The following is a 23,985-nucleotide window of genomic DNA, read 5'->3' on the forward strand; positions in this document are numbered from 1 at the left end:
GTGCAGGTCCCCCGCCACCTGTGCATATTTCCACATAGTTGCCCGGCGGCGATAACTGCTGAGGCCCGCTGCGCAACGTTTTTCTGGCTAGCAGCATTGCGCGCGATTGACCATGCCATGCAATCATGCAAAATAGTAGGACGATCTCTCTCTCTGGTGTACTCATGATCATTGACAAGCGTGACTTTGACTTTCTCTTTGCCTGGCTCGACGTAGACACTCTTCTCAACCGTCCGCGCTTTTGCCACAGCGACCGGCAGATCGTCGATGCGGTCGTCTCGCTGGCTTGCGACCTTGGCGAAGGCGAGCTCGCCACCCATTTGCGCGCGTCGGATATGGTCGAACCGCAGCTCAACGAAGCCGGGCAGGTGCACGTGCTTCCCGCAGTCACAAAGGCAGTCGGCGAGATTGCCGACGCCGGCATCTTCGGCATGGTTTTCGACGAGGACGAGGGAGGGCTGCAGCTTCCGCATATCGTCTATGCCGCGACGATGGGCGTGCTGATGAGCGCCAATCTGGGAACCGCTTCCTTTCTTCTTTTGACGGTCGCGAATGCCCGGCTTCTGACGAGCCATGCGAGCCGGGCCCAGACAACCCAATTTGCCCTGCCGCAAATCGCAGGCGAGGCGCTGGGGACGATGTGTCTGTCCGAACCGCACGCCGGATCGTCGCTTGGCGATATCCGTACGCGCGCGGTGCCTGATGGACGCGACGAATTCGGCGATCGCTATCGTCTGCGTGGTAGCAAGATGTGGATTTCGGCGGGCGATCACGACGTCACGCCGAATATCGTGCATCTGGTTCTGGCGAAGGTTCCCGGCGCAAACGGGCAGCTGGAACCGGGATCGGGGACCATTTCGCTGTTCATTGTTCCCAAAATCCTTCCTGACGGCCAAGCGAACGATGTCGCGGTGGCGGGTCTCAATCACAAGATGGGATACCGAGCCATTCCGAACTGCGCGCTGAACTTCGGCGAAGGCAGGGCGCGGCCGAGTGGTGCGGACGGGGCTGTTGGCTGGATGGTCGGAAAGCCGGGGCAGGGCTTGCCCCAGATGTTCCAGATGATGAACGAGGCCAGGATCAGCGTCGGCCTTTCGGGCGCGATGCTGGCGGTCCGGGGCTATCAACTATCGCGCGACTATGCCCTCGAGCGGTTGCAAGGAAGAGTCTCGGGGACGGCCGCGGAACCGCAAGTGCCCATCATCGAGCATGCCGACGTAAAACGCATGCTGCTGGCCCAGAAGGCGATCTCGCAAGGAGCGCTTGGCCTAGTGCTATTCTCCGCGCGCTTGCTCGACGACGAGAAGACGGCGGAAACGCCGGAGGCCCGGAGCGAGGCCGCCACGCTGCTGGCACTTCTGACGCCCGTCACGAAAACCTGGCCGTCCGAATGGGCGCAGCTGTCGCTGCATTACGCGCTCCAGATTCATGGCGGCGCCGGATACACGCGCGATCACGACGTCGAACTCCTCTATCGCGACAATCGCCTCAATCCCATCCATGAGGGCACGACCGGCATTCAGGGGGTTGACCTCGTCGGCCGGAAGCTGCGGCGCGATGGGGGCGCGGCGTTTGCGATGCTCGCCGCCAGGATACGCGCAACGGTCGAGCGCGCCGAAGGGATGACAGGCCTCGAAGGCGTGGGCGCGCAGGTCGAGATGGCGCTCGCATCGTTCGAAGCTGCGGTCGCGGTGCTTCTCGCCGAACCGGACAGTCGAACCGCGCTGGCGCATGGCACCCCGGTCCTTTTTGCGCTTGGCCATTTGGTAGTCGGCTGGCTCTGGCTCGATCAGGCGCTCGAGGCCCGGCATTTCTTGCAAGACGACTCCTCCGCGTTCGACGCGAGCTTTCTGCAGGGGCGCATACGTGCGTGCCGCTTTTTCGCGGAATGTGAACTTCCGAAGGTATCGGTCTGGCTCGAACCGGTCCTCGCATCTTCGGACATCGTGCTGTCGGCGCCCGTCAGCGAATTTTGAGAGAGGACAATAATGTCTCTTGCGGGAAAAACACTTTTCATCACCGGCGGCAGCCGGGGGATCGGGCTGTCTATCGCTGAGCGTGCTGCAAGGGACGGCGCCAACGTCATCATCGCAGCCAAGACGGCCGACCCCCACCCGAAGCTGCCGGGGACGATCTATAGCGCTGCCGAGGCGATCGAAAGCGCGGGCGGAAAGGCGATGCCGCTCATCCTCGACGTGCGCGATGCTGACGCCATCGAGCGTCAGGTGAACGAGGCCGCCAGCCGGTTCGGCGGTATCGATATTTGCGTGAACAATGCGTCGGCGATCAATCTCTCGCGCTCCGAAGACATCGCGGTGAGCCGGTTCGACCTGATCCAGCAAATCAACATGCGCGGCACCTTTCTGGTTTCGCGGGCCTGCGTCCCGTTCCTGCGCGAGGCGAAAAATCCGCATGTCCTCACGCTCTCTCCGCCGCTGACGATGCGCGCCGACTGGTTCGCGGACCATTTGCCGTACACATTGAGCAAATATGGAATGTCGATGGTGACATTCGGCATGGCCGAAGAATATCGCGAGGTCGGCGTCGCCTTCAATGCGCTGTGGCCCCGCACGACCATCGCCACCGCAGCCGTCGAATTCTCCCTGGGCGGCGACGAGATGATGCGCCGGTCGAGGCGCCCCGAAATCATGGCCGACGCCGCTTATGCCATCTTCCAGCGATCGGCCCGGGACTATTCGGGCAACTTCGTCCTCGACGAGGACATTCTCCGCGAAGAGGGCATGACCGATTTCAGTGGTTACCGGTTCGATCCCGCCGAGCCGCTCGAGATCGACATTTTCGTCGCCGATGACGGACAGCCCGTCGCCTGATCATTTTCTCTTGACTGCGAGTTTCCCGATGCCATCCAACAACGAAGCCGTCATTGTTTCTGTCGCGCGCACCCCGATCGGAAAAGCCTATCGCGGCGCGTTCAACGACACCCAGCCCCAGGCCCTCGCGGGGCACGCAATCCAGCATGCCGTCGGTCGCGCGGGCGTGGATCTCGCCGACATCGACGATGTGGTCCTCGGCTGCGCGATGCAGCAGGGCGCGGCCCAGGGAAATATCGCCCGGCAGGCCGCGCTGCGCGCAGGCTTGCCGGCGACGGTCGCGGGCATGAGCATTGATCGACAATGCGCATCCGGACTGATGGCGGTGGCAACGGCCGCCAAGCAGATCGTGGTCGACGGCATGGATGTCGTCGTGGCCGGCGGCGTCGAATCGATCTCGCTCGTCCAGAATAACCACATGAACATGTACCGCGCGCAGGATGCCTGGCTCACCGAGCGGCGGCCGGACCTTTACATGTCGATGCTCGAAACCGCCGAGATGGTCGCGCGGCGCTACGGCATCAGTCGCGAAGCTCAGGATGAGCTGGGGGCCGCGTCGCATCAGCGCGCGGCGGCGGCTGCCGCCGCAGGCCGGTTCGATGACGAAATCGTGCCGCTCCCTACCACGACGCTGGTGCCTGACAAGGCCAGCGGCACCACGACTCCCCGGGACGTCACGCTGGCGGGGGACGAAGGGATGCGCCCTGACACGACGGCCGCATCGATCGCCGCTCTTCCGCCTGCTTTCAAGGGTGGGCAAACCCTTGAGCCGGGCGGGTCGGTGACTGCCGGCAACAGCAGCCAGCTCTCCGACGGGGCCGCGGCCCTCGTGCTGATGCGGTCGGATGAAGCGGTCCGGCGAGGCTTGGCGCCGCTCGGGGCGTACCGCGGCATGGCGGTAGCCGGCTGCGATCCGGACGAGATGGGCGTCGGGCCGGTCTTCGCCATTCCCAAGCTGCTCAAGGCCCATGGACTGAAAGTCTCGGATATCGACCTTTGGGAGCTCAACGAGGCCTTCGCGAGCCAGGTAATCTATTGCCGCGACAAGCTCGAAATCCCGAACGATCGCCTCAACGTGTCGGGCGGAGCGATCGCGGTCGGCCATCCCTATGGGATGAGCGGCGCGCGCATGGCCGGCCACCTCCTGATCGAAGGGCGGCGCCGCAAGGCGAAATATGGTGTCGTGACGATGTGCGTCGGGGGCGGAATGGGCGCCGCCGGCCTGTTCGAAATCTTCCCGGGAGACTGATATGTCAGACGTTTCCGTCGAAATGGTCGCTCCGCATGTCGCCCTCGTCACGATACGGAGGGCAGAGGCTCGGAATTCGGTGAACGCTGCCGTCGCGGCGGGGCTCGACCGCGCTGTCAAGCAGGTCGAGAGCGATCCCGACATCTGGGTCGCGATATTGACCGGGGAAGGTGGGGTTGCGTTCAGCGCCGGTGCCGATCTCAAGGAAGTATCGGCGGGCAACATGCAGGGGTTGTACACGGCTGACGGCCAGTTCGCCGGTTTCGTCAAACATCCCCGCGACAAGGTCTGGATCGCCGCCGTTGAAGGATTTGCGCTTGCCGGAGGCTTCGAAATCGCGCTGGCCTGCGATCTGATCGTTTCAGCGGATCATTCGGTCTTTGCGCTTCCCGAGGTTACGCGTGGCCTCGTTGCCGCCGCCGGCGGGGTTTATAGGCTCGTTCGGGCCTTGCCGCGTGCTGTCGCACTGGAACTCATCGCGACAGGCGACCGGTTGCCCGCCTCGCGCGCTGCGGAGCTAGGACTCGTCAATCGGGTCGTTCCCAAGGGGGAAGCGGTTGCGGAAGCAACTGCTCTTGGCGTCCGAATCGCCGGGAACGCGCCAATAGCCGTCAGGGAAAGCCTTGGTGTCGCCCGGAGCGCGCTCGACCTTGATGATGACGCGCTCTTCTCGCGGGGTCTCGAGGCACAGTCGAGGGTCATGCTGACCGAAGACTTCAAGGAGGGACCCCGCGCCTTCATCGGAAAAAGAGCCCCCAACTGGGTCGGCCGCTGAACGCGCCCGACCATTTGCATTTCGCAGGAAGAAATATGACCGATCAAGCCGCAGCCGCCCGCACCCATGTTCGCGATGCCGAAATGGAAGCCCTCCGGATCCCCGGCCTTGACGGCGCCACGCCTCTCCGGGCGATCGAAAAAGTGGGGATCGTCGGGGCCGGAACCATGGGCGGCGGCATCGCGATGAGCTTCGCGAATGCCGGAATTCCTGTCGCGATCGTCGATATGTCTCAGGATGGTCTCGACCGCGGGTTGCTGCTAGTGCGCAAGAATTACGACGCGTCGGCCGCTAAAGGCCGCATGTCCGCGTCCGACGTGGAGGCGCGGATGGGCCTACTCCACGCCTCGCTCGATTACGGCGATCTTGCGGAGTGCGACCTGATCATCGAGGCCGTGTTCGAGGATCTCGCTCTCAAGCGGCAAGTCTGCGCCGAGATCGCCGCCGTCGCAAAGACCGGCGCTGTCATCGCCACCAATACCTCGACCCTCGATGTCGACAGTCTCGCGAGGGCGTCCGGCCGGCCGGAGGATTTCATCGGCCTCCATTTTTTCAGCCCGGCAAACATCATGCGACTGCTCGAGGTGGTCCGCGGCCGCTGCACTGCTCCCGACGTTCTTGCCACGGTCCTGGCCTTGGCCTCCCGCATTGGGAAAACGCCCGTCGTCTCGGGCGTGTGTTACGGGTTCATCGGCAATCGCATGTCGGAAGTCTATATGCGTGAAACCGAGTATCTGCTGCTTGAGGGCGCGACCCCGAAGCAGATCGATACCGCGATCGAGGCGCTGGGTTTTGCCATGGGGCCCTGCCGGATGCTCGACATGGCGGGGATCGACGTTGGCGCGAAAACCGTGATCGAATGGAAAAAGTCCGGACGGGCGCCTACCAACCCTAGCTATAGAGTCGTTGTCGACGAATTGTTTCGTCGCGGACGGCATGGCCAAAAGACTGGCGTTGGCTATTATCGTTACGAGGAGCGGACTGCGGTGCCGGATCCGGATTTGGACCCGATCATCGAAGGGCTCGCGAACGCGCACGGGGTCATCCGCCGCGAGGCCATCCCGGACGACGAGATCGTTTCGCGCCTACTTTACGCGATGGTCAACGAAGGCTGCCGAATTCTCGAAGACGGAATTGCATATCGGCCAGGAGACATCGACGTTGTCTGGACTGCGGGATATGGTTTTCCGAAAGATCTCGGTGGCCCGATGTTCTGGGCGGAGCAGGTAGGCCTGGCAAAGATTGTGGAGGCAATTCTCGATTTCCAGGTCCGCTTCTCGGCGGAAGATTGGGTTCTTGGGTCGCTATTGTCGAAGGGAGCAAAGGAGGGGCGCGGTCTCGACGAGGTTCTGGCCGGGGCAGCCTGATGGGATGAATAGAGGTCTAGTTTCGTCACCTCGATCCCTTGCCATTTGGGTAGCTGCGAGGATGAGGATGGTGCGTATGACCTGGTATGCGCGTGTTCCCTTTGGAGTCTGCGTGGACGGTGGGTAACAAAAACGCATATGGATCCCGTCTGTCCGAAGCGGCCGCCCGGCGCCGCCAAGCATTCATAGCGGCGGCGAGGGACGCGTTTTTCACCCACGGTTATGGCGGAACGACGATGTCGGGGATCGCCGCGCGTGTCGGGGGATCCAAAACCACCCTCTGGTCGTATTTTTCTTCGAAGGAGCAGCTGTTCGCGGCCGTCGTCGATGACATTATCGAGCTTTACGGGGCGGCCCTTTCGGTTCCGCTGCCTGTCGACGAGCCGCCTCAGCTTGTACTTGAGCGATTTGGCTATGCTCTTGTCGCGACAATGGCGTCTCAACCAGTCCTCAGGCTTCACCGCCTGGTTATCGGTGAAGCCGAACGTTTTCCGGCCTTGGCGCAAGTGCTTTACGAAAAAGGGTTGCGGCGGGGCAGGGCCCGCCTCAAGAACTATTTTATGAGTTTGATGGCTCTTGGTCGCCTTCGCGACGGCGACCCTGGACGGGCTGCCGCCCAATTTGTCGGTCTCGTCCAGAGAGACCGGTTTCACCTCCAGCTCCTAGGTCAGTCGGACGATAGCGGCGAGAGCTCGGAGGAGGTCGCGGACGCCGTGACCGTCTTTCTCGCATTTTGGTCTAACGAGCCTCTCCAGCATGACGGGCGCGCGAGCTAACACCGACAGACGGCGGACGCAGCTGTAAGGCTCAAGATTCGCGGCCTTTGCCCGGAGTGTGGGGCAGATGGCGCCGTTATGGAGCGACATCGGGCGCAACGGTGCCGCAACTCTACTAGGGTATGCCGATGCCTTATGGTTATAACGCGGAGGTTAACGCACAAGGCGGATATGCTGCAGCATCCTCGACAGTGCGTGCGCCTGTGCCGTTCATTCGAAGCTTGAGGAGGACAACCTTACACGACGCTTGAACTCAAGGTTTCGTATCGTCGTGCGATTACTGAAGCGAGCGGACCGGTGCGAGCCGAAGGTCGCATCATGACGATCGGACGATCGGGCGTCACACCGCATCCGTGGAAGGCAAGCTGACCGACAACAAGGGAGAACTTTGCACACTCCCAAGTGACCAAGTCGTGATAAAGCCGCTAGATATCTCGTCTAAATCACGCAGCCAAGGTATGGAAACCGACGTAGCGCGATTGGTTCGAGGCGAAAGCGCCAAAATCGGCCCCGCGCGAAATTAAGGACAGGCCCCAGACCGCTGAGGCAAATTTCCGCAAGGACGCCTAGAGCACCGCTGGCGGACACAGGGAGGGGACCCCTGCGGTGAACCCGCTGATCCATGGCATCCCTATCCATCATCCCGCCGCGCTCGAACCGCAACGTGCCCGATCATCTCGACTTCGCAGCGACAAAGATCGTGACAGCATCGAGCACATGTTTTCGCCTATTTTACCGCTATGACGTTGTCGGCCGAATTACGGTCGATGTAGAAATTATATGGGTCCACACCGGCGTAAATCGGACGACGGCTAGCGACGAAGCGCAGCACCTGCCGACCGACATGAATCGGTCGGCGCTCCATCAGCAGCACGTTGGCTTGGCTGAAGGCACCCCGGCCGGGGATCGCCGTGAACAACCCGACCTCGATGCCTTCGTTCAGCGGCACCTCGCGCTCGACGCCGCGCCCATCGGCGTAGAGCTTGCGCGCGTGGACCGCGAGCGTGACGTCCCAGCGGCCATCCGGCCGCTGGCGTGCACTTGCCTGTTCCATACGCAGATCATAGACGGTGATCAGCTCGAACAAGTCGGTGATGAGCATCTGCTGGGCGGGGGTGCGTGCCTCCTCGCGAAGCAGACGAATAAGGTCGGTCGACCGCGGATAGGGCGCGCTGCGAAAGCGATACTGCTCGATTAGTCGGTAAAGTGCTCGGTTGACTGCCGCTTCGCCCAGCCGCTGCTGAAGCAGGTACATCACCACCGCGCCCTTGTTGTAGTGGATATATGCCTGGTTCTCGACACGGAAGAGTGGCAGCTCCTCAATGCCCTCGCCGCCGCGGCGGCGAAGATAGCTGTCGAGCTCGAACTGTAGGAAGCGCCGGATTTTATCGTCGCCATATTGATGCTTCATCACCATCAGCGCGGAATATTGCGCCAAGGTCTCGCTGAGCATCGTGCTGCCTTGACTGTCGGCGCCGATGATCTGGTGCGCCCAATATTGGTGACCGAACTCGTGGGCCGTTACGTAGCTGACATAGTCGATCGCATCAGGGTTCGAGTTGTCGGCGAGGAAGCCTAGCGCCTCCGAATAGGGCATCGTATTCGCGAACGCCTGCGCGTAGACTTGGTAGCCAGGGAATTCGATAATCCGCGCCTGCTTGAACTGATAAGGCCCGAAATTGGCTTGGAAATAGTCAAGCGAACGCTGCATCGCGTCGAGCATGCGACTGACATTCCAGGCGTGCGCGGGGTGGTAATAAACGCCCAAATCGACGCCCTGATAGCTACGATGGGCTTCGGCGTACCGAGCGGATTGAACCGAAAAGAAGGCAAGGATCGGCACATCGGAGACGAAGCGCGCCGTCCTGCGTCCACCCTCTACCCGATCGAAAACCTTGCGGCCGGGCGCGATCGGCGTTTGGTCGGCGACGGTCGACACCGTGATGTCGGCAGTGGTCCAGCTCAGCCCCACGTAGTTGCGTCGGATACCTGAGGGATCCTCCAGCCGGGCGGGACGCACCTCCGGTGGCAAGCCATATTTGCGCCGCGTCGCGGGATCCTGCAGCAGTCCGCCGCGATCCATCCCGATCGCGGGCGCGAACTCGGTATTGTTTAAGAATGTGCCGTTCGGGACCAGCTTTTTGTCGACACCTGAGTTGCGGAAACCGACTTGTTGACGGCGCGTGCGGAATCCCAGCTCGCGGCTCTCACCCGCAGCCATGGGTCGGTCGAGCCGATAGGTTCTGAATTCGAACTTCTCGTCGTACGAAGCGAGCTGCGCTCCGTGGAAGTCGATGGCAAGAAGCTTGAGGTCCCGGTCTGGATTGCGGACATAAACTTCGCTGATCGGTTGGCCGGTCAGGTTGGTCAGTCGATAGCGCCCGGTGATGTCTGCGCGAATGTCCTCCGGATACAGCGCGACGTTGAGAACCACGTTGCTGATCGACGGCTGCGCAACCTGCTCGAAGCGTAGATAACGGCGTTCATATTCCGCCTGATAGCGTTGGGTATCCTTTGCCGTGCGATAGGTGTTGAGGACGTTCGTGTTGTAGATGATCCATCCGCCGCTCGCGACCGTGACGACGAACGCGATCCCGGCGATTGCACCCGGCGTGCCGCGCATCCGCGCGGCAGCCAAGCGAAGCCGCGACTTCAGCCGGGTCTCGCTGCCGCGCCGCCAGAGCAGGTGCGCGGCGACGAGCAGGATGACGGCGACTCCGCCCCAGAAAAGCCGGAACCACCATGCCGCGATCCAGTAGATTCCGGCACCGTTCATCGCCGACAGCGGCTCGTCGGGATGCTGTCCGTAGAGGAAGAGTCCATGCTCCAGCCCGATGCTCGGAAAGACGAGCGTCGAGACGATATAGAGCGTCATGATTCCCCAGCCGAGATATTTGCTAGGACTCATCGCTTGGACGAACACGGACAGGACGGCGATCAGGATGACATCGAAGCCGTAGGGGATCAGGTACCAGAGAAGATATTCGAGGACTTCCAAATCCTGGAACCCCTTGAGCAGTTGGACCAGCACAGCAGTGAAGGCGCTCATTAGCAGCGTAGCAAGCAATACCGTGCTCACGGCGAGGATTTTCGGAACGGCAAGGATCCAATTCGGGAGCGGCGTCGAGTCGATGATCTCGTGCATCTTGCGGTCGCGGTCGCACCAGACGAGTTCGCCGCCATAGTAGATCGCGACCACGATCGGGATCAGCGCGAACGCCCTTTGCAGCATAGGAATGACAGCAAATGTCGCAGGATAGGTCGGCGTACCATACAGGTCGCCCCCGACCCATAGCACACTTGCCGCGTTGAAAAGGCCAAGGGCCATCAGGACGATGAAGGCCGGGCTCCTGAAGACCTGACGCATCTCAAGGCGCGCACGAGCCGAAAACATCGTGAGCACGGTGGCACGGTCATATCGCGGCGCGGCTTGGACGACAGCGTTCGACCACAAACGCTGTTCGATCGCCTCGGTCTCGGCCTTCGACCGCTCCTTCTCGCTCTGACGCGGCGAGACACCTTTGTCGGCGAAGCGATACACCGAATAGGCGAGCGCTAGAAACGCCAGCGCTATTCCGATCCACAGCAGCCTGTTCCAGAGGATCAGTCCTGACAGCTCGACTAGCTCGCTATTGCGCTCCGATACGGTCCAGTAACGCATGATCCAATTGGCGGCTGTCAAGCCGAAGGGATCCCCGATCGCGACGGGCTGCTGATATTCGGGAAGCTGTGCCAGAGAGGCGTAGATCACGACCCACAGCACCAGCAGGGTGACCACGCCGAGATAGGTCGCCATCATCGATCGCGTCGCAGTGGCGAGGGCAAAGAAGATCGCGCCTGTCACGAAGATGTTTGGCAATGCCAGGACCAGATAGGGTTGCAGATAATAGGCGAGGTTGTTTGGCCCCAAGGTCTCGGGATCCACCCACGGCATCAAGGAGCCGAGCCAAAGGCCCAGCGGGATCGCCAAAAAGCCGATCGCCGCGATCGTCACCGCGCCCAAGAAGCGGCCGAACAGATAGTCGAACTTCGTGATCCGCGTGGATCGAACGATCGGCCCAAACCTCGTGTCATCGTCACGGACGATGACATTCGAGACGAATGCAGCCGTCACGAACATGTAGAAAACCGACAGAATCAATTGAGCCTGCGCGATCATGAATGGCCCGTTCTCGTGTGTATTCCCACCTCCGCTTCCTACCGAGATTCGATCGTTGGCGAGGATTGAGAACGCGAACAGAAAGAAAAGGCAGGTCGCGACCCAGACGACCGGGTTCTTGAGTTGGTAGCGGACCTCGAACGCCGCGATCTTGTTGAGCATCGGACTCGCCTCAGGCCGCGCGGCGCGCTTGCGCGAGCGTGGAGAAATAGACGTCCTCAAGTCCGCCTTGGGCCGCAACGAAGCCATTGCGCGGATCGGTCTCGGCGAGCACGTGTATGACCGTCCTTCCAGCGAACAGCCGGGTCGAAATCACTTGGTAGCGACTCCCATAGGCGTCGAGTTCCGCCCGATCGATCATCTTCGTCCAGATGCTACCGCGAGTCTTCTCGATCAGCGCAAGCGGCGCGCCCTCCAGCAGGATACGGCCGCCCGCTAGCACCGCCATCTGCGGGCACAGATCGGCCACGTCTTCGACGATATGGGTCGAGAGAATGACGACGACATTCTCGCCGATCTCGGCGAGCAGATTGTGGAAGCGGTTCCGCTCTTCGGGATCGAGGCCGGCGGTCGGTTCGTCGACGATGATCAACTCGGGATTGCCGATCAGGGCCTGCGCGATACCGAAACGCTGACGCATGCCGCCCGAAAAGCCGGCAATCGCCTTTCGGCGTACATTCCACAGGTTAACCTGGTGAAGCCGGTCCTCGACGGCCGCTTTGCGCTCGTTCCTGGCGCTGATCCCCTTCAGCACCGCCATGTGCTCGAGCATGTCATAGGCTGACACGCGGGGGTAAACCCCAAAATCCTGCGGCAGATATCCCAGCGTCCGCCGCAGCTTCTCGGGTTCGCCGATCACGTCGACCTCTCCAAACCGAATCTGACCCTTCGTCGGGGTCTGCAACGTGGCCAAGGTTCGCATCAAGGTCGACTTCCCGGCGCCATTGGGACCCAGAAGCCCGAACATGCCCCGCGAAATGGATAGCGTTACGTCGTCCAGCGCGCGCGTACCGTTAGGATAGATGTGGCTGACGTTGCTAAGCTTCAGCATTACGGATTTCCTTAAAAATCATAGAAACTAGGATGGTTTTGTCGAGCATAGGGGGCGCTCCCAAATGCTGGGCCCGTACCAGCATCGTAACGTCGCGTGCAGCCGGGGCGGAGCCGGGCTTTGCGCGGCCCGGACCCTCGGTGCTGTTGCGATAATAACCGCCCGCATTGCCACCGCTACCTAGCGTACTGCCGTTCCGAAGCGGAGATTCGCTTCGATCCCGAAAGTCCGCGGGCGCAGTCGATACGCAGTGATGTCGTTGATCCCCGGTGCGAGTGGCTGGACGGTACGGAAGCTCGTCGCGCCGTTCTCGTTGGTCAGGTTGTCTACAAACAATGCAAGATTGATTTGGCCGACATCAATGCCAAGTCGCGCGTCGATGCGATCTATCGTGTCCCCCGACACGAACTGCGGCGACAGCTCGCTATCGCGCGGCGAAGTGTGCTGCCAGCTGATCCGAGCATTTCCTCGCACGGTGGAGCTGATATCGAAGCGATAGTCGCCGGAGGCATTGAATGTGAACTTAGCGACATCCTCGACCCGAGCGCCGTTGACGATGCCGGTGCCTGGCACAGTGCCCTTGTAGTCAGCATCGATATAGGCGCCGCCTGCCTGCAGGCTCAGCCCGGAGACGGGACGAGCGACCAAGTTGAGCTCGACGCCATTGGTTCGCGTGCCGGGCGAGTTTATCAATCCATTGAGGCCGGTCGTCGCGATCGGAATACGGACGGTTACGTCGTCCCAATCGCTGTGAAATACAGCACCCTCTATCGTCACGCGACGATCTATGAGCTCCGCCTTGGCGCCCAGCTCGTAGGTCCAGATTGAATCCTCTCCGAGCGCAGCCGGCAAATTGAGGCCAAAAAGTTGTCCGAGCGACACTGCGACCAGTGGCTGGAGTTGGCCGGAGCGGAAGCCCTTCGCGGCGCTGGCATAGATCGTCGTGTTGCGCGCCGGGTGCCAAGCGATTGAGAAGCGCGGATTGAACGAGTCGAACTTGTCGCCCGGCACGTTCGCCGCGACGCCGCCATTGGTCTCGGAGCCGCGCAAGTCGTCGGCGAAGTAGCGCAGGCCGGCGGTCAAATCTATGCCGATGCTCCTAATGCTGTAGGTCGCCTCGCCGAACAGCGATTTCGCGGTGCTGCGTGTCTCGGTGCCATTGTTGATGCCGAACAGCGCGAACACGACCGTGTCGTTGCGTTTGGACTCACGCAGATAGGCACCAATCGTCCATTGCAGCGCAGGGCCGGGATTGGACGCCATCCGAAGTTCGTGGGAATCCACTTGCACCCCGACGCCCGATAGCAATGTTCCGCCCAGCAGAGCGCCGCGCGTCGGAAGCGTAAAGTCGTTGTGCGCATAGCCGTAGAAGATTTCGGCGAAGCCGAAATCATACCGAGCATTGGCGCCATACAGTTCGTAGCGTGCCTTGCTCGTCAGAGCGTTGGTCAGCGGCACATTGCCTGCATCGGATGCAGATGCAGCACCGGCAGGAAAATCCGCGTCGTATAGCCAGTAGCTGCCATTGATCGACAAGCCTTCGACCGGATCGAACCGCACTTTCGCCCGGACAGTGTCGAAGTCCTGCGTATTGACGTTCCGGCGATTGGTGGTCGGATCATCGATCCAGCCGTCGAACCGCTCGTGAGTGCCAGCGACGCGTGCGGCAAGCACGCCAGGTATGATCGGCACATTGGCGGCACCGCGCAGCCCAAAATTGATACCACCGTCCTCTGTGCTCGACAGGAATCCGGAACCCTTCAGTTCCCAATCATTGAGATCGGCCCCGCGGGTGAGGATGCGGACGGTTCCGCCCATCGACCCCTCGCCGAAAAGCGTGCCCTGCGGGCCCCGCAGCACCTCGACGCGATCGAGGTCCCATGTACGGACGTCCGGCGTAACCGGCACCGTTACGCCGGTAAACGGAAGATCGTCGAGATAATAACCATTCTCGTTCGCGCCAAGTGAAGTCGAGATGCCGCGGATCGTGATCTTCGACGCGCCACTGCCCGAATCATAGATGCCGACACCCGGAGCCTCTTGAAGAACGTCGGCAAGGTTTCGCGCACCTCGCTCTTCGAGCGACTGGCCGGAAATGGCGGTGACGGCGATGGGCACGTCAATCGCGCGTTCCGCGCGCTTTCTCGCTGTAACGACAATTTCGTTTGTATCTTTTTGTGGCTGGCTGCGGCTCCGCGCAACGGTTGCGCCCGGCTCGGTAACGACGCCGGACGGCTGGGCACCTTGCGCGAATGCCGGAGTGGCCAACAACGCTGTGACAACCAAGATCGGCCGTGGAATCGACTGGGAAATCCTCATAACCCCTCCCTAAAAGCGTGCGCTCGTTTTTTATTAAAACGAGCATGTGTTCGTTTTTCATGCTTGGCAAGCAAAATTTTCATCCGTATGCCCGGAACCGAGGAGAGTTCATGCCAGTTCGAGACACCGATTATATGCAGCGCGACCGGCGCAGGATCGCAGCTGCCGCCGCAGAAGTATTGTTCGAGAAGGGTGTCACCGACACGTCCATTCGAGACATTTGCAAGCGGTCGGGCATGAGTATGGGGGGAGTTTACGTCCATTTTGCAAGCAAGCGCGACATCATCGTTGCCGCTATTGAATCCATCGTCGAAGGTGCTGCCGCGCTACCGTCGCTCGCTACTTGGAATGACCTCGTCGAGTTGCTGCGTTTGCGTCATTTCACCATCCAGTCGGACGCCGCTCGCCAATATGCCAGGCTCCAACTGGAATTCCTCGGATCGATTGTGACCTCGGGCGACGAGTCGCCCCAGTTGCGCGCGATCCGCGAGAAGGACGAGGAGTTGCTCGGCGATTCTTTGTTGAAGCTACAGGAGAGTGGTGAGATTGAGATGCCACTCGGCCTGCAGGCCACGCGAAGCGCCATCCGATGGATAGCGCTCGGCAGCGCGCAAGATTATTTGGCAAGTCCGAGCCTCGATCTCTTCAAAGCATGGACTGAAAAGGTTTCAGTCATGGAAATGCTGGTTGCGCCAAGGTGGCCAGTCGGCGCAGAAATGCTTGAAGCCCCTGAACAAATTGCTGACGTCCCGCCCCCCAAAAAACTCAGGCGGAAAGAAGACCCTTAGGAATCGGCTTGAGAGCACATTTGATCGAAGGCATTGATAGGATCACATGCGTTCGTGACTGCGAGTGCGCCATCGTCGAAAATCGTGGTGCGATTTCCAGCTACAATCATTCCGCCTATTCGACCGAGTGTCGGCATCGCCGGACTAGTCTGAAGGCTTGTCGGCGCTACCTGCACCGTCAGCATCGCGACGAAGCAATAGGGACGTAGATGTGGGGAGTGCCCGGGAGCGGAAGGTTCGGCTCTACAATGGCGCGACCAGACCGTTCAGCTTCTCCCTCGATCCAGTCGGCACCAGCCGCAGCTCTTATAGCCGCCCCCAGATTCAGTCGCGGCGTCGATTTGCGCCCCGGCAAGCTTGCCGCCATTGTTGTCGATCTCTTCGAAGGCGCCGCCGAGCCGCACCTTCACACCCTTCTTACGCAGTGTCGCGGCCGTATAGTCGGACAGATCCTTGGGGGAAAGCCGTCAGCAGCCGGGGTCTACCTTCGACGAGAAGGACGCGCGCCAAACTGCCGGCAATTGTCCCAAAGCGGGTGCCGGGCGAGTTCCGCGATTGTTCCTCCCATCTCGCCCCGGTCGGGCCACCGACGACGACTATGAAGGTGAGCAGTGTGGTGCGGCGGACTGGGGTCGTGCTTTTCTCGGCGTCCTCAAATTTCTGTAACAAGCGTGCCCGGATTTTGCGGGCATCGTTGGTCGTTTTTGGCGATGGCGCGTTGCACTGCCAGTGGGCGTGCACTACATATTTTTAGACCGGCCCGGTTGCGAGGATCAGTCAATCGAATTCGAACCGCGTTTCGTTGTCGAGGACGACTTGCCGGGCTTGCTTGTCGGTCGCCTTTAGTGCCGCAATATAGACCTCAGCGCACCCTAGGAGGTGTTGACAAGTTCACGCATCCGCAGGCGGATTGAGACGATGTGGATGAAGCCGTCAGCCTCGACGAGGATGCGGGACATTTCGAACTGCAGCGTCCGGCGAGCCGCCGGGTGGCCTGAAGGGGGAGGGCGTTCGGGCCGCATGGACACGCCGAGCGCTCGATCGAGCTGGATTCGCCGTAAGCGCGGAAGCAGCGCTGCGGATTTCGGTCGAGACCGACAGATGGTCGACTGGCGCTGTGCGTGTCGACAGCATCGCGGCGATGCTAGCGAAGCTCGACGACCTATGGAGCAGGCGGCCTCCTTGCTCTCCTCGGCGCCGTGCGCTGCGGGAAATGTTCTGAACTGCGCGGTACCGGTTCCTACACCATGGCCGCCGGACGCGTCTTGTCGGTCTATCTGACCGCGGTTTTCTAGGCTATCGAGCTCACTTCTCGCGTCGGATATGGGCATGAAACACCCCAATTCGCTCGTGGGCGGCCTGCAAACCAGACGCCATTTCACGTCGAGCAACGCTCGCCGTCTTGCTGACGCCATCGAAGAGCCAGCGTCCGCTTTTTTACTGATTGCGCCCATGCTCCCTCGCTGCGCCACCTCATCCTATTGCGATTGACTAAACGATACGGCTTAGAATGCGCCGGCCATCGACCCGCACGGCCATGGTTCTTGCGAAAATACGGCTGAAGATGGGCCATCTGCTCATCCATCAGCCAAAACAGTTTGCTATTCATTCAGGCCTCTCACATCCGCCTGAATTGCAGTCGTCGCCGCAAATCAAGTTAGACCCTTGGCGAGGTCTCCCGCGAGGAAGCACGGCATTTTACACGTAAAATGTAGGTTGTTGAAAAATCGACAGTTATAGATAAGGTAATGAGCCTGATCGGAGCATAGGAAAATATGGTAGCGGATGCAGGGGAAGGTCGTCTCAAGAATGCTTCACTCTCGGATCTAGCGCGCGATCGCCTGCGCGCCGCGATCATGGAGGGAAAGCTGCGACCCGGTGAGAAGATCAATATAGAGCGCGTTTCCGAAATGTTCGGCATCAGCCGGACTCCTGTTCGAGAAGCGTTAAAGGCACTCGAGATGGAGGGCATGGTTCGGATCGAGGCGCATCGGGGCGCAATCGTCGAGCCGCTGGCATGGCGTGAAATTGATCATCGCTATGCAATCCGCAGCATGCTTGAGGGTTACGCCGCCGAGCAAGCCTGTCTGAACAGAGGCCCGGAGATTGCCTCGGTTCTCGAAAAGAATTGCAGCCGCGTGCGGCGGGAAATTGAATCGCCGGGCAAGATGACTCCGAAGAAGCTCCGCACGATCGCTGAACTCAACAACGAGTTTCACCGCACGATATGGCTGGCCTCCGGGAGCCTCACGCTGATCCGCTTCCTGGATTCGCTAGAATTGCCCCGATCGTTCAGCGATTCCTTCTGGACGGAGGGCGATTATCGCGAGCTGGTTTGCTCTCATCACGAGGAGATCGCAGCGGCTTTCGGCGCAGGCGATTCGACGGCAGTGCGGCACCTGATGGAGCGGCATATGCTCGCCTCGGCGGACATGATTGCATCGGCTGCCCATGCCGATCACGAGAGTGCCAGAGCCCCTATTTGCTGCTGATTTTGCACTGAACCATAGCAGCACCCTATTTATTTCAGTTGGTTAGGATCCATCTGAAGTCGACGGCGCACGCCTTCGGTTCGGTTGAGGCCCTGCTTCCGGAAGGCTGTTGACACAGCTCTCTCCTAACTACATATTGCATGTAATATATAAAGATGAGTGGGAGAGATGAGATGCGGTTTATGGGCGTGCGTGCCATTCTTTTGGCGTCAACGACAGTTTTTTGCTCGACCGGCGCAACGGCGCAGGAGGATCCGGGTGCAGTTGCCGCATCAAAGGTCGGCGCGGCATCCGGCGACGTGATCGGCGATGGGGACATCGTGGTCACGGCAAGGCGGCGCGACGAAACGCTGATGTCGGTCCCTGTGGCGGTTACCGCGCTTTCATCAGAAACGCTCAAGCGCTATAATGCGACCGACCTCGGTGCGATCGGCGAACTTACGCCAAGCGTTATCGTGGCGGACTATAAGCTCAACGGCGGCGGTTCGATCGCAATTCGTGGCATAAGCACCCCGGCGACACAGGTCGGGTTCGAGCAAGCAGTTTCGGTCGCCATAGACGGCATTCAGAGCAGTAACGGGCAAGTGACACAGCTCGGCTTTTTCGACCTTCAGCAGGTCGAGGTCCTGAAGGGGCCGCAAGCCCTCTTTTTCGGAAAAAATAACACGGCCGGCGTCATCTCGATCGCAACGGCCGGGCCGACGCCCGATCTCCAGGTGAAGCTTCGTGCCGGCTATGAATTTCGCGCGGATGAGCTGATCACCGAGGCGGCCATATCCGGGCCGATCACGGACACGCTCGGTGCACGTCTGGCGGTCCGCTACCGCAATATGGAAGGCTATTTGCGCAATCTCGCGCGCCCGATCGCCAACCCTTTCTACAATCCCGCGACGGGCGCGCCCGCGTCGGTTGCCACCTTGCCAGGCGCGTCAGATACGCGTCCGGGCGAATCCGAACTTCTGGGCCGCCTGACGCTGAAGTTCGAACCGTCATCGGACTTTACCGCAACGCTCAAGGTGGCGGCCAACTATTCGGACGATAGCGGGGCAGGCATCGCAACCCAGAATATTGGCCCTTGCTCGGGCCCCAATCCACGCGTGAGCGGTGTTGCCGATCCGTTCGGCGAATGCGTTCCCGACAATCGCGTGACCTCCGGCGACGTGCCGGCTCATATTGCCAGCACGATCCGTGGGCGCGGCGTCAATCCCGATGGTTCGCCGGGTGGCAAGATGAAGCTCTGGCTGAGCTCGCTCGACCTTCGCTACCATGCCGGGCCGCTGACGATTTCTTCGCTGACGGGTCTCAGCAACATGCGCTACCGTTATTTCTCGGGCGCTGATCAGACGACATTTTCGCAGCTCACGGTCTACGAGGATCAGGTTCAGCGCGACTTCAGCCAGGAAGTCCGGCTCAGCAGCGATTTCGAAGATAATTTCAACTTCCTGCTCGGCGGCTTCTACCAGCACAGTTTTCGCAGCGTCGAGAATGACAACAAGCTGAATGACGGGCAGTATAACCTCGCCCAGAACCGGTACACGGGCTTTCACAATTACGCGACGCAACCGGGCGACACGGTCTCTGCCTTTGGCCAGCTCATCTGGGAATTTGTCCCCGCGCTTGAGCTTGCCGGCGGCCTTCGCTGGACGCAGGAGAAGAAGCGCTTCCGAAAGGTCGGCCTCTACGGCTTTGGGAACTTCAACGTTGCCACGACGAACTTCCCGGGTTCGAGCGAGCCCGGCGTCCTGCAAGGCCGGTTCAAGGACGAGAATCTGTCTCCCGAAGTGACCCTGACCTGGCGCCCTGATGGCGATCATACGGTCTTCCTCGCCTATCGCACCGGCTTCAAGTCGGGCGGCTTTGGGATGACCAATCCTCTCCAGCGATCGACCACGATCGGCGCGGTCGATTTCAACTCGGAGACGGCAAAGGGGTTCGAACTTGGCGCGAAGGGGCGCTTTTTCGATAATGCCCTCAGCCTGACCGCCAATCTTTTTGCCTATGAGTTCAACGATCTCCAGGTGAACACCTATGATCCGGCGCTGATCGCCTATACGATCAACAATGCCGGGAGTCTGAAGCAGCGCGGTTTCGACCTCGAGGCGAGCTACAGACCGAGCAGCAACGTGACGTTTCACGGCGCGCTCGCCTATATCGACAACAAGTTCAAGAATTTCATCGGCCAGTGTTACGCCTACACTTTCCCGACCGGCACGACACGCGCCACGGCAACGCCGCCGCCGAATTGCAGCTTCGTCAACGCCACCGCGCTGACGCTCCAGCAGGATTATGACGGACGCACTCCCGCGCGTTCACCGAAGTGGACGGGCAATGGCGGAATCGACCTGCGCGTCCCGGCCGGGAATCTGGAGTTCGGCGCTACTGCGGATGCTTATTACACCGGCAGCTATTATGCCGCCGACACGCTGGCTCCGCCGACTTATCAGTCGGATTTCTGGACATTCAATGCGAGCGTCAGTGTAGCCAGTGCGGACGAGCGCTGGAAATTGTCGCTGCTCGGGCGCAACCTCGCCAACAAATATTATGTGGTTTATGCCGTGGACCGGACGGGCGGGGCAGGTGTGCCGGGTGCGATCGGTGAGCAGCGCGGCGTCGTGTCGCGTGGGCGCGAGGTCACGTTACAAGCTCAGTTCAGCTTCTGACACCTTGTTATATCCCCGGCGGGAGAAGCAATGTGGAATTGAATGACAAGATCGAAAAAGCATTGCATGCTGAACAAAAAGATCACGAAATTTCAGCGGGATGGCGGCTCATACTGGCAAGCGCGCTCGGCATAGGTTTCGGGTCGGTCGGTTTTGCGACCTATGCGATCGGGGCTTTCATCGATCCGCTCGGGAAGGAGTTCGGCTGGAGCCGGGCCGAAGTGCAAGGGGCGATCGCATTCGGTGTAGGGCTCGGCGGCTTCGCCGCTCCGATAATTGGTATGTTGATCGACCGCTATGGCGGTCGCTCGATTGCCATCTACGGTCTTTTGGGCGTCACTGTCGGATATCTGATGGCGTCGACCGCCGGCGGCAATCTTTGCTACTTCTATCTGGCTTACGCTGCCGTAGCGGTGCTGGGTGCGGGGAGCGGGCCGGTTAGCTGGACGCGTGCCGTCGCGGCGCGCTTCGACCGGCGGCGCGGGCTGGCGCTTGCGCTGACCCTTTCGGGCACCGGCATGGCCGCGATCGTCGTACCGCCCTATGCGGTTCTGCTCGTCGAAAACTTCGGGTGGCGCGTCGGCTATGTCGGACTGGCATGCCTGCCCTTGTTCGCGCTCCCTTTCGTGCTGCTATTCTTCTTCCCCGCGAAGTCGGGACCGGCGGCAGCTGCGGCGGCCCCGGTCAGCACAGATGCCGCCTCTGCGCCACCAACCGGTCTGACGCTGAAGCAAGCAACAAGCTCGTACCGCTTCTGGCTGCTGCTTTTTTCGATTCTCGCCATGTATCTTGGCATCACGGGCATCGTGCCCAACCTCATTCCGGCTCTCACCGACAAGGGCTTCACGCCGTCGGCGGCGGCGGCAGTTCAAAGCGTCTATGGCTTTTCCTTGATCGTCGCGCGCCTCGGAATCGGTTGGCTTCTCGATCGCTTCTGGGGACCGGCGGTCGCCGCGCTCGTTTTGACTTCGCCGGTTATGGCCTGTCTCATCCTGATTGGCGAGCCGAACTATGCCACCGCGATCATCGCGTCGGCGCTGATCGGCGCCGCGGCCGGCGCCGAACTCGATCTGCTCGCCTTCTTTACGGCCCGCTATTTCGGTATTCGAAACTACGGTCGTATTTACGGCTTTCTCTACACCGGGGTCGCCTTCGGTGCGGGCCTTGGGCCTGTCGCCTTCGCCTATCTTTCCGACCTCACGGGTTCCTACAATGCCAGCTTCCAAGGCGCGCTTGTGCTCTTCGCTCTCGGAGGGACCAGTATATTGTTCCTCGGCCGCTACCCGAACTTGAGCGCCGAAACGAGGCCGGCCAATCATTGACTAATTACATATTACATGTAATATGATCCCGACAATCGAGGAGATGAATTGTGACTGAACTCGTTACGCCGAAGAACCCTGCGCAGACCGCCGACGGTGAACGCCCGCGGATCAAGCTGTTCCGTTTCAACGAAACATACCCGGTGCAATGGCATGAGAACAAAATCGGAGCGACACATCGTCCCTGGTGGTTTTACGACGTTCGTGACGCGTCGGATTGGTTCAACATTTTCTGCATTTCTTGTCTGCAGCCCGGCCAATCTGAGGGCTTCCACAGTCACCTGCCTGAAAATGAAGGGCCCTATGAATGCTGGTATCTCGTGTACCAGGGGAAGGGCCAAATTCGGACGGAATTCGCCGACTATAACGTCGAGAAGTTCGATGCCGCCTTCATGCCGCCGAATGCGTCGCACCAGATGCGGAACAATTCCGATGAGCCGCTTTGGTATGCCACGTTGTCGTCGCGCGGCGGACACCCGCTGCGGGTCGATACCTACCAGATGGAATGCTCCGAAGCGCGTCCGGGTTATATGGAAGAATATGAAAGGATCATGGCGGTGCGCAAGAAGAACGGCCTCCCGGTGCCTTGAGGCGCCCTCGACTGGAGCAGGCATGGCGTATGCCGGTCAAAACGTCACGATGGGAGCGAGATATGCCGGGAGAACCAAACGCGATATTCAAGGGTGTCGTGCGAACCGCCCGGCGTACCCCCGACGCTACGGCGATCCGGTTCGGCAATCGGCGCTGGTCATATGCCGAGTTGGTTGCGGCGGCTGTGGCTTTTGCGGACGAGCTGGATGCTAGGGGAGTGCACCCCGGCGACCGGGTTGCGTTTCTCGGCCGAAACAGCGACGCCTATGTGATCGGGTTTCTCGCGACGCAGTATCTTGGCGCGATCCACGTCCCGATCAATTTCATGCTCGGCGAGCATGAAATTGCCTTCATTCTTGGCCACGCCGCGCCGCGTCTGCTCTACTCTGACGACGAATTTTACGCTGTAGCGCAAGCAGCCGCAACGAACGTCGCGCCGCTTTTGGACTGCCTCCGGCTAAGTGCGCCGGGAGCGATCGAGCCATTCGATTTTGGCGAGTGCCGGCGCGAGATATCGGGAGCCCCGCGAGGGGCGCAGCTTGCTTACACTAGCGGGACCGAGTCCGCCCCGAAAGGTGCCCTGCTTTCGGACACGGGCCTGATCTATCAGCACCTCAGTTGTATCGCGGTGGGCGAATATCTGGAGAGCGACGTCATCGTACACGCGCTGCCGCTCTATCATTGCGCACAATTGCACTGCTTCCTGATACCGTCGCTTTTTCTGGGCTGCGAAAATATCATTCTTGCAAGTGCGGAAATCGGCACCGTCATCGCGACCATCGAGGCCGTCGGCGCGACCTCGTTCTTCGCGCCGCCGACCGTCTGGATCAGCCTTATCGGCCACGCGTCATTCGCACCCGCCAAGCTGTCGACTTTGCGCAAGGGATACTATGGCGCGTCCATCATGCCGACCGAGGTTATCCAGCGCATGCGGCGGCTGCTACCTTGGCTCCGCTTCTGGAACTATTATGGCCAGACCGAAATGGGGCCGCTCGCAACCGCGCTACGCCCCGAGGAGCATGAGGATCGCCCGTCCTCGGCCGGGCGCCCGGTGCTTTTCGTCGAGACGCGCATCGTTGACGAGGACATGCAGGATGTCTTGCCGGGCGATGTCGGTGAGATCGTGCATCGTTCGCCGCAGCTGCTGATGCAATATTATCGCGATCCCGAAAAGACTGAGGCCGCATTTGCGGGCGGCTGGTTCCACAGCGGCGATCTCGGCATCATGGATGCGCAGGGTTTTCTCACGATCGTCGATCGCAAGAAGGACATGATCAATTCAGGAGGCGAGAACGTCGCTTCGCGTGAGGTGGAAGAGGCCATCTACCGGCACGATATGGTCGATGAGGTAGCAGTGATCGGGCTTCCCGATCCCAAGTGGGTTGAGAAGGTTTGTGCCGTGGTCGTACTCAAACCTGGCGTCTCGGCAACAAGGGAAGAGATTATTCAGGCTTGTAGCTGCCTCGCGCCGTTCAAGCGCCCCAAGCAGGTCGAGTTCATGGAGACCCTGCCCAAAAACCCGTCAGGAAAAGTCCTCAAGCGAGACCTGCGTGTGTCGCTGATGGGAAATTCTGCCCTGTGAACTATATTTCGGGAGAGTAAAAA

At 60.5% G+C, this 23,985-nt stretch carries 15 protein-coding genes and 1 pseudogene; 12 read left to right on the forward strand and 4 right to left on the reverse strand.

Annotated features, from left to right (window positions below; translation table 11 throughout):
- The first annotated feature begins 125 nt into the window (after positions 1–125).
- The 6 genes from VJ811_RS00750 (at position 126) to VJ811_RS00775 (ending at position 6,998) form a co-directional block, all read left to right on the forward strand.
- Positions 126–1,976, forward strand: coding sequence for an acyl-CoA dehydrogenase (locus tag VJ811_RS00750; RefSeq protein ID WP_324070211.1), 1,851 nt, complete (start codon positions 126–128; stop codon positions 1,974–1,976).
- 12 nt (positions 1,977–1,988) lie between these two features.
- Positions 1,989–2,831, forward strand: coding sequence for an NAD(P)-dependent oxidoreductase (locus tag VJ811_RS00755; RefSeq protein WP_324070213.1), 843 nt, complete (start codon positions 1,989–1,991; stop codon positions 2,829–2,831).
- A gap of 28 nt (positions 2,832–2,859) precedes the next feature.
- On the forward strand, positions 2,860–4,080 hold the full coding sequence (locus VJ811_RS00760; RefSeq protein ID WP_324070264.1) for an acetyl-CoA C-acyltransferase: 1,221 nt from the start codon (positions 2,860–2,862) through the stop codon (positions 4,078–4,080).
- Positions 4,081–4,102: 22 nt separating this feature from the next.
- Positions 4,103–4,855: an enoyl-CoA hydratase-related protein gene (locus VJ811_RS00765; protein ID WP_324070215.1), complete on the forward strand. Its 753-nt coding sequence runs from the start codon at positions 4,103–4,105 to the stop codon at positions 4,853–4,855.
- 35 nt (positions 4,856–4,890) lie between these two features.
- Complete coding sequence (locus tag VJ811_RS00770) at positions 4,891–6,222, forward strand: 3-hydroxyacyl-CoA dehydrogenase (protein WP_324070217.1); 1,332 nt, start codon at positions 4,891–4,893, stop codon at positions 6,220–6,222.
- Positions 6,223–6,341: 119 nt separating this feature from the next.
- Positions 6,342–6,998, forward strand: coding sequence for a TetR/AcrR family transcriptional regulator (locus VJ811_RS00775; protein ID WP_324070218.1), 657 nt, complete (start codon positions 6,342–6,344; stop codon positions 6,996–6,998).
- A gap of 727 nt (positions 6,999–7,725) precedes the next feature.
- Here VJ811_RS00775 and VJ811_RS00780 read toward each other — a convergent pair.
- The 3 genes from VJ811_RS00780 to VJ811_RS00790 form a co-directional block, all read right to left on the reverse strand.
- Positions 7,726–11,319 (reverse strand): ABC transporter permease/M1 family aminopeptidase, encoded by a 3,594-nt coding sequence (locus VJ811_RS00780; protein WP_324070220.1) that lies wholly within the window; start codon positions 11,317–11,319, stop codon positions 7,726–7,728.
- 10 nt (positions 11,320–11,329) lie between these two features.
- Positions 11,330–12,208, reverse strand: a complete 879-nt coding sequence (locus VJ811_RS00785; protein WP_324070222.1) for an ABC transporter ATP-binding protein — start codon at positions 12,206–12,208, stop codon at positions 11,330–11,332.
- A gap of 180 nt (positions 12,209–12,388) precedes the next feature.
- Positions 12,389–14,527: a TonB-dependent receptor gene (locus VJ811_RS00790; protein WP_324070224.1), complete on the reverse strand. Its 2,139-nt coding sequence runs from the start codon at positions 14,525–14,527 to the stop codon at positions 12,389–12,391.
- A gap of 17 nt (positions 14,528–14,544) precedes the next feature.
- On the opposite strand from VJ811_RS00790, the gene VJ811_RS00795 reads away from it, so the two are divergent.
- Complete coding sequence (locus VJ811_RS00795) at positions 14,545–15,315, forward strand: TetR/AcrR family transcriptional regulator (RefSeq protein WP_324070226.1); 771 nt, start codon at positions 14,545–14,547, stop codon at positions 15,313–15,315.
- A gap of 1,405 nt (positions 15,316–16,720) precedes the next feature.
- On the opposite strand, the pseudogene VJ811_RS19385 reads toward VJ811_RS00795, so the two are convergent.
- Positions 16,721–16,924, reverse strand: a pseudogene (locus tag VJ811_RS19385) (IS5/IS1182 family transposase); the annotation flags it as partial.
- 166 nt (positions 16,925–17,090) lie between these two features.
- Here VJ811_RS19385 and VJ811_RS00805 point away from each other — a divergent pair.
- From VJ811_RS00805 to VJ811_RS00825, 5 genes are all read left to right on the forward strand, one after another.
- Entirely contained in the window at positions 17,091–17,807 is a 717-nt protein-coding gene (locus VJ811_RS00805; RefSeq protein ID WP_324070228.1) for a GntR family transcriptional regulator, read from the forward strand.
- A gap of 299 nt (positions 17,808–18,106) precedes the next feature.
- Entirely contained in the window at positions 18,107–20,467 is a 2,361-nt protein-coding gene (locus tag VJ811_RS00810) for a TonB-dependent receptor (protein WP_324070230.1), read from the forward strand.
- Positions 20,468–20,499: 32 nt separating this feature from the next.
- Positions 20,500–21,789 carry an MFS transporter gene (locus tag VJ811_RS00815; protein WP_324070232.1) on the forward strand — a complete coding sequence of 430 codons (1,290 nt, stop codon included), beginning with the start codon at positions 20,500–20,502 and terminating at the stop codon, positions 21,787–21,789.
- 50 nt (positions 21,790–21,839) lie between these two features.
- A complete protein-coding gene (locus VJ811_RS00820; RefSeq protein ID WP_324070234.1) occupies positions 21,840–22,379 on the forward strand; it encodes a cupin domain-containing protein in 540 nt (179 codons plus the stop codon).
- Between the two features lie 62 nt (positions 22,380–22,441).
- Positions 22,442–23,962: a fatty acyl-CoA synthetase gene (locus VJ811_RS00825; RefSeq protein ID WP_324070235.1), complete on the forward strand. Its 1,521-nt coding sequence runs from the start codon at positions 22,442–22,444 to the stop codon at positions 23,960–23,962.
- The last annotated feature ends 23 nt before the right edge of the window (positions 23,963–23,985 follow it).

It is taken from the genome of Sphingopyxis sp. (assembly GCF_035250425.1).
Taxonomy (GTDB): Bacteria; Pseudomonadota; Alphaproteobacteria; order Sphingomonadales; family Sphingomonadaceae; genus Sphingopyxis.

Coding starts and splice junctions, on each gene's coding strand:
- VJ811_RS00805 (WP_324070228.1), top strand. CDS start 17,091: ATGGTAGCGGATGCAGGGGAAGGTCGTCTCAAGAATGCTTCACTCTCG.
- VJ811_RS00750 (WP_324070211.1), top strand. CDS start 126: ATGCAAAATAGTAGGACGATCTCTCTCTCTGGTGTACTCATGATCATT.
- VJ811_RS00825 (WP_324070235.1), top strand. CDS start 22,442: ATGCCGGGAGAACCAAACGCGATATTCAAGGGTGTCGTGCGAACCGCC.
- VJ811_RS00785 (WP_324070222.1), bottom strand. CDS start 12,208: ATGCTGAAGCTTAGCAACGTCAGCCACATCTATCCTAACGGTACGCGC.
- VJ811_RS00755 (WP_324070213.1), top strand. CDS start 1,989: ATGTCTCTTGCGGGAAAAACACTTTTCATCACCGGCGGCAGCCGGGGG.
- VJ811_RS00760 (WP_324070264.1), top strand. CDS start 2,860: ATGCCATCCAACAACGAAGCCGTCATTGTTTCTGTCGCGCGCACCCCG.
- VJ811_RS00765 (WP_324070215.1), top strand. CDS start 4,103: ATGGTCGCTCCGCATGTCGCCCTCGTCACGATACGGAGGGCAGAGGCT.
- VJ811_RS00770 (WP_324070217.1), top strand. CDS start 4,891: ATGACCGATCAAGCCGCAGCCGCCCGCACCCATGTTCGCGATGCCGAA.
- VJ811_RS00780 (WP_324070220.1), bottom strand. CDS start 11,319: ATGCTCAACAAGATCGCGGCGTTCGAGGTCCGCTACCAACTCAAGAAC.
- VJ811_RS00790 (WP_324070224.1), bottom strand. CDS start 14,527: ATGAGGATTTCCCAGTCGATTCCACGGCCGATCTTGGTTGTCACAGCG.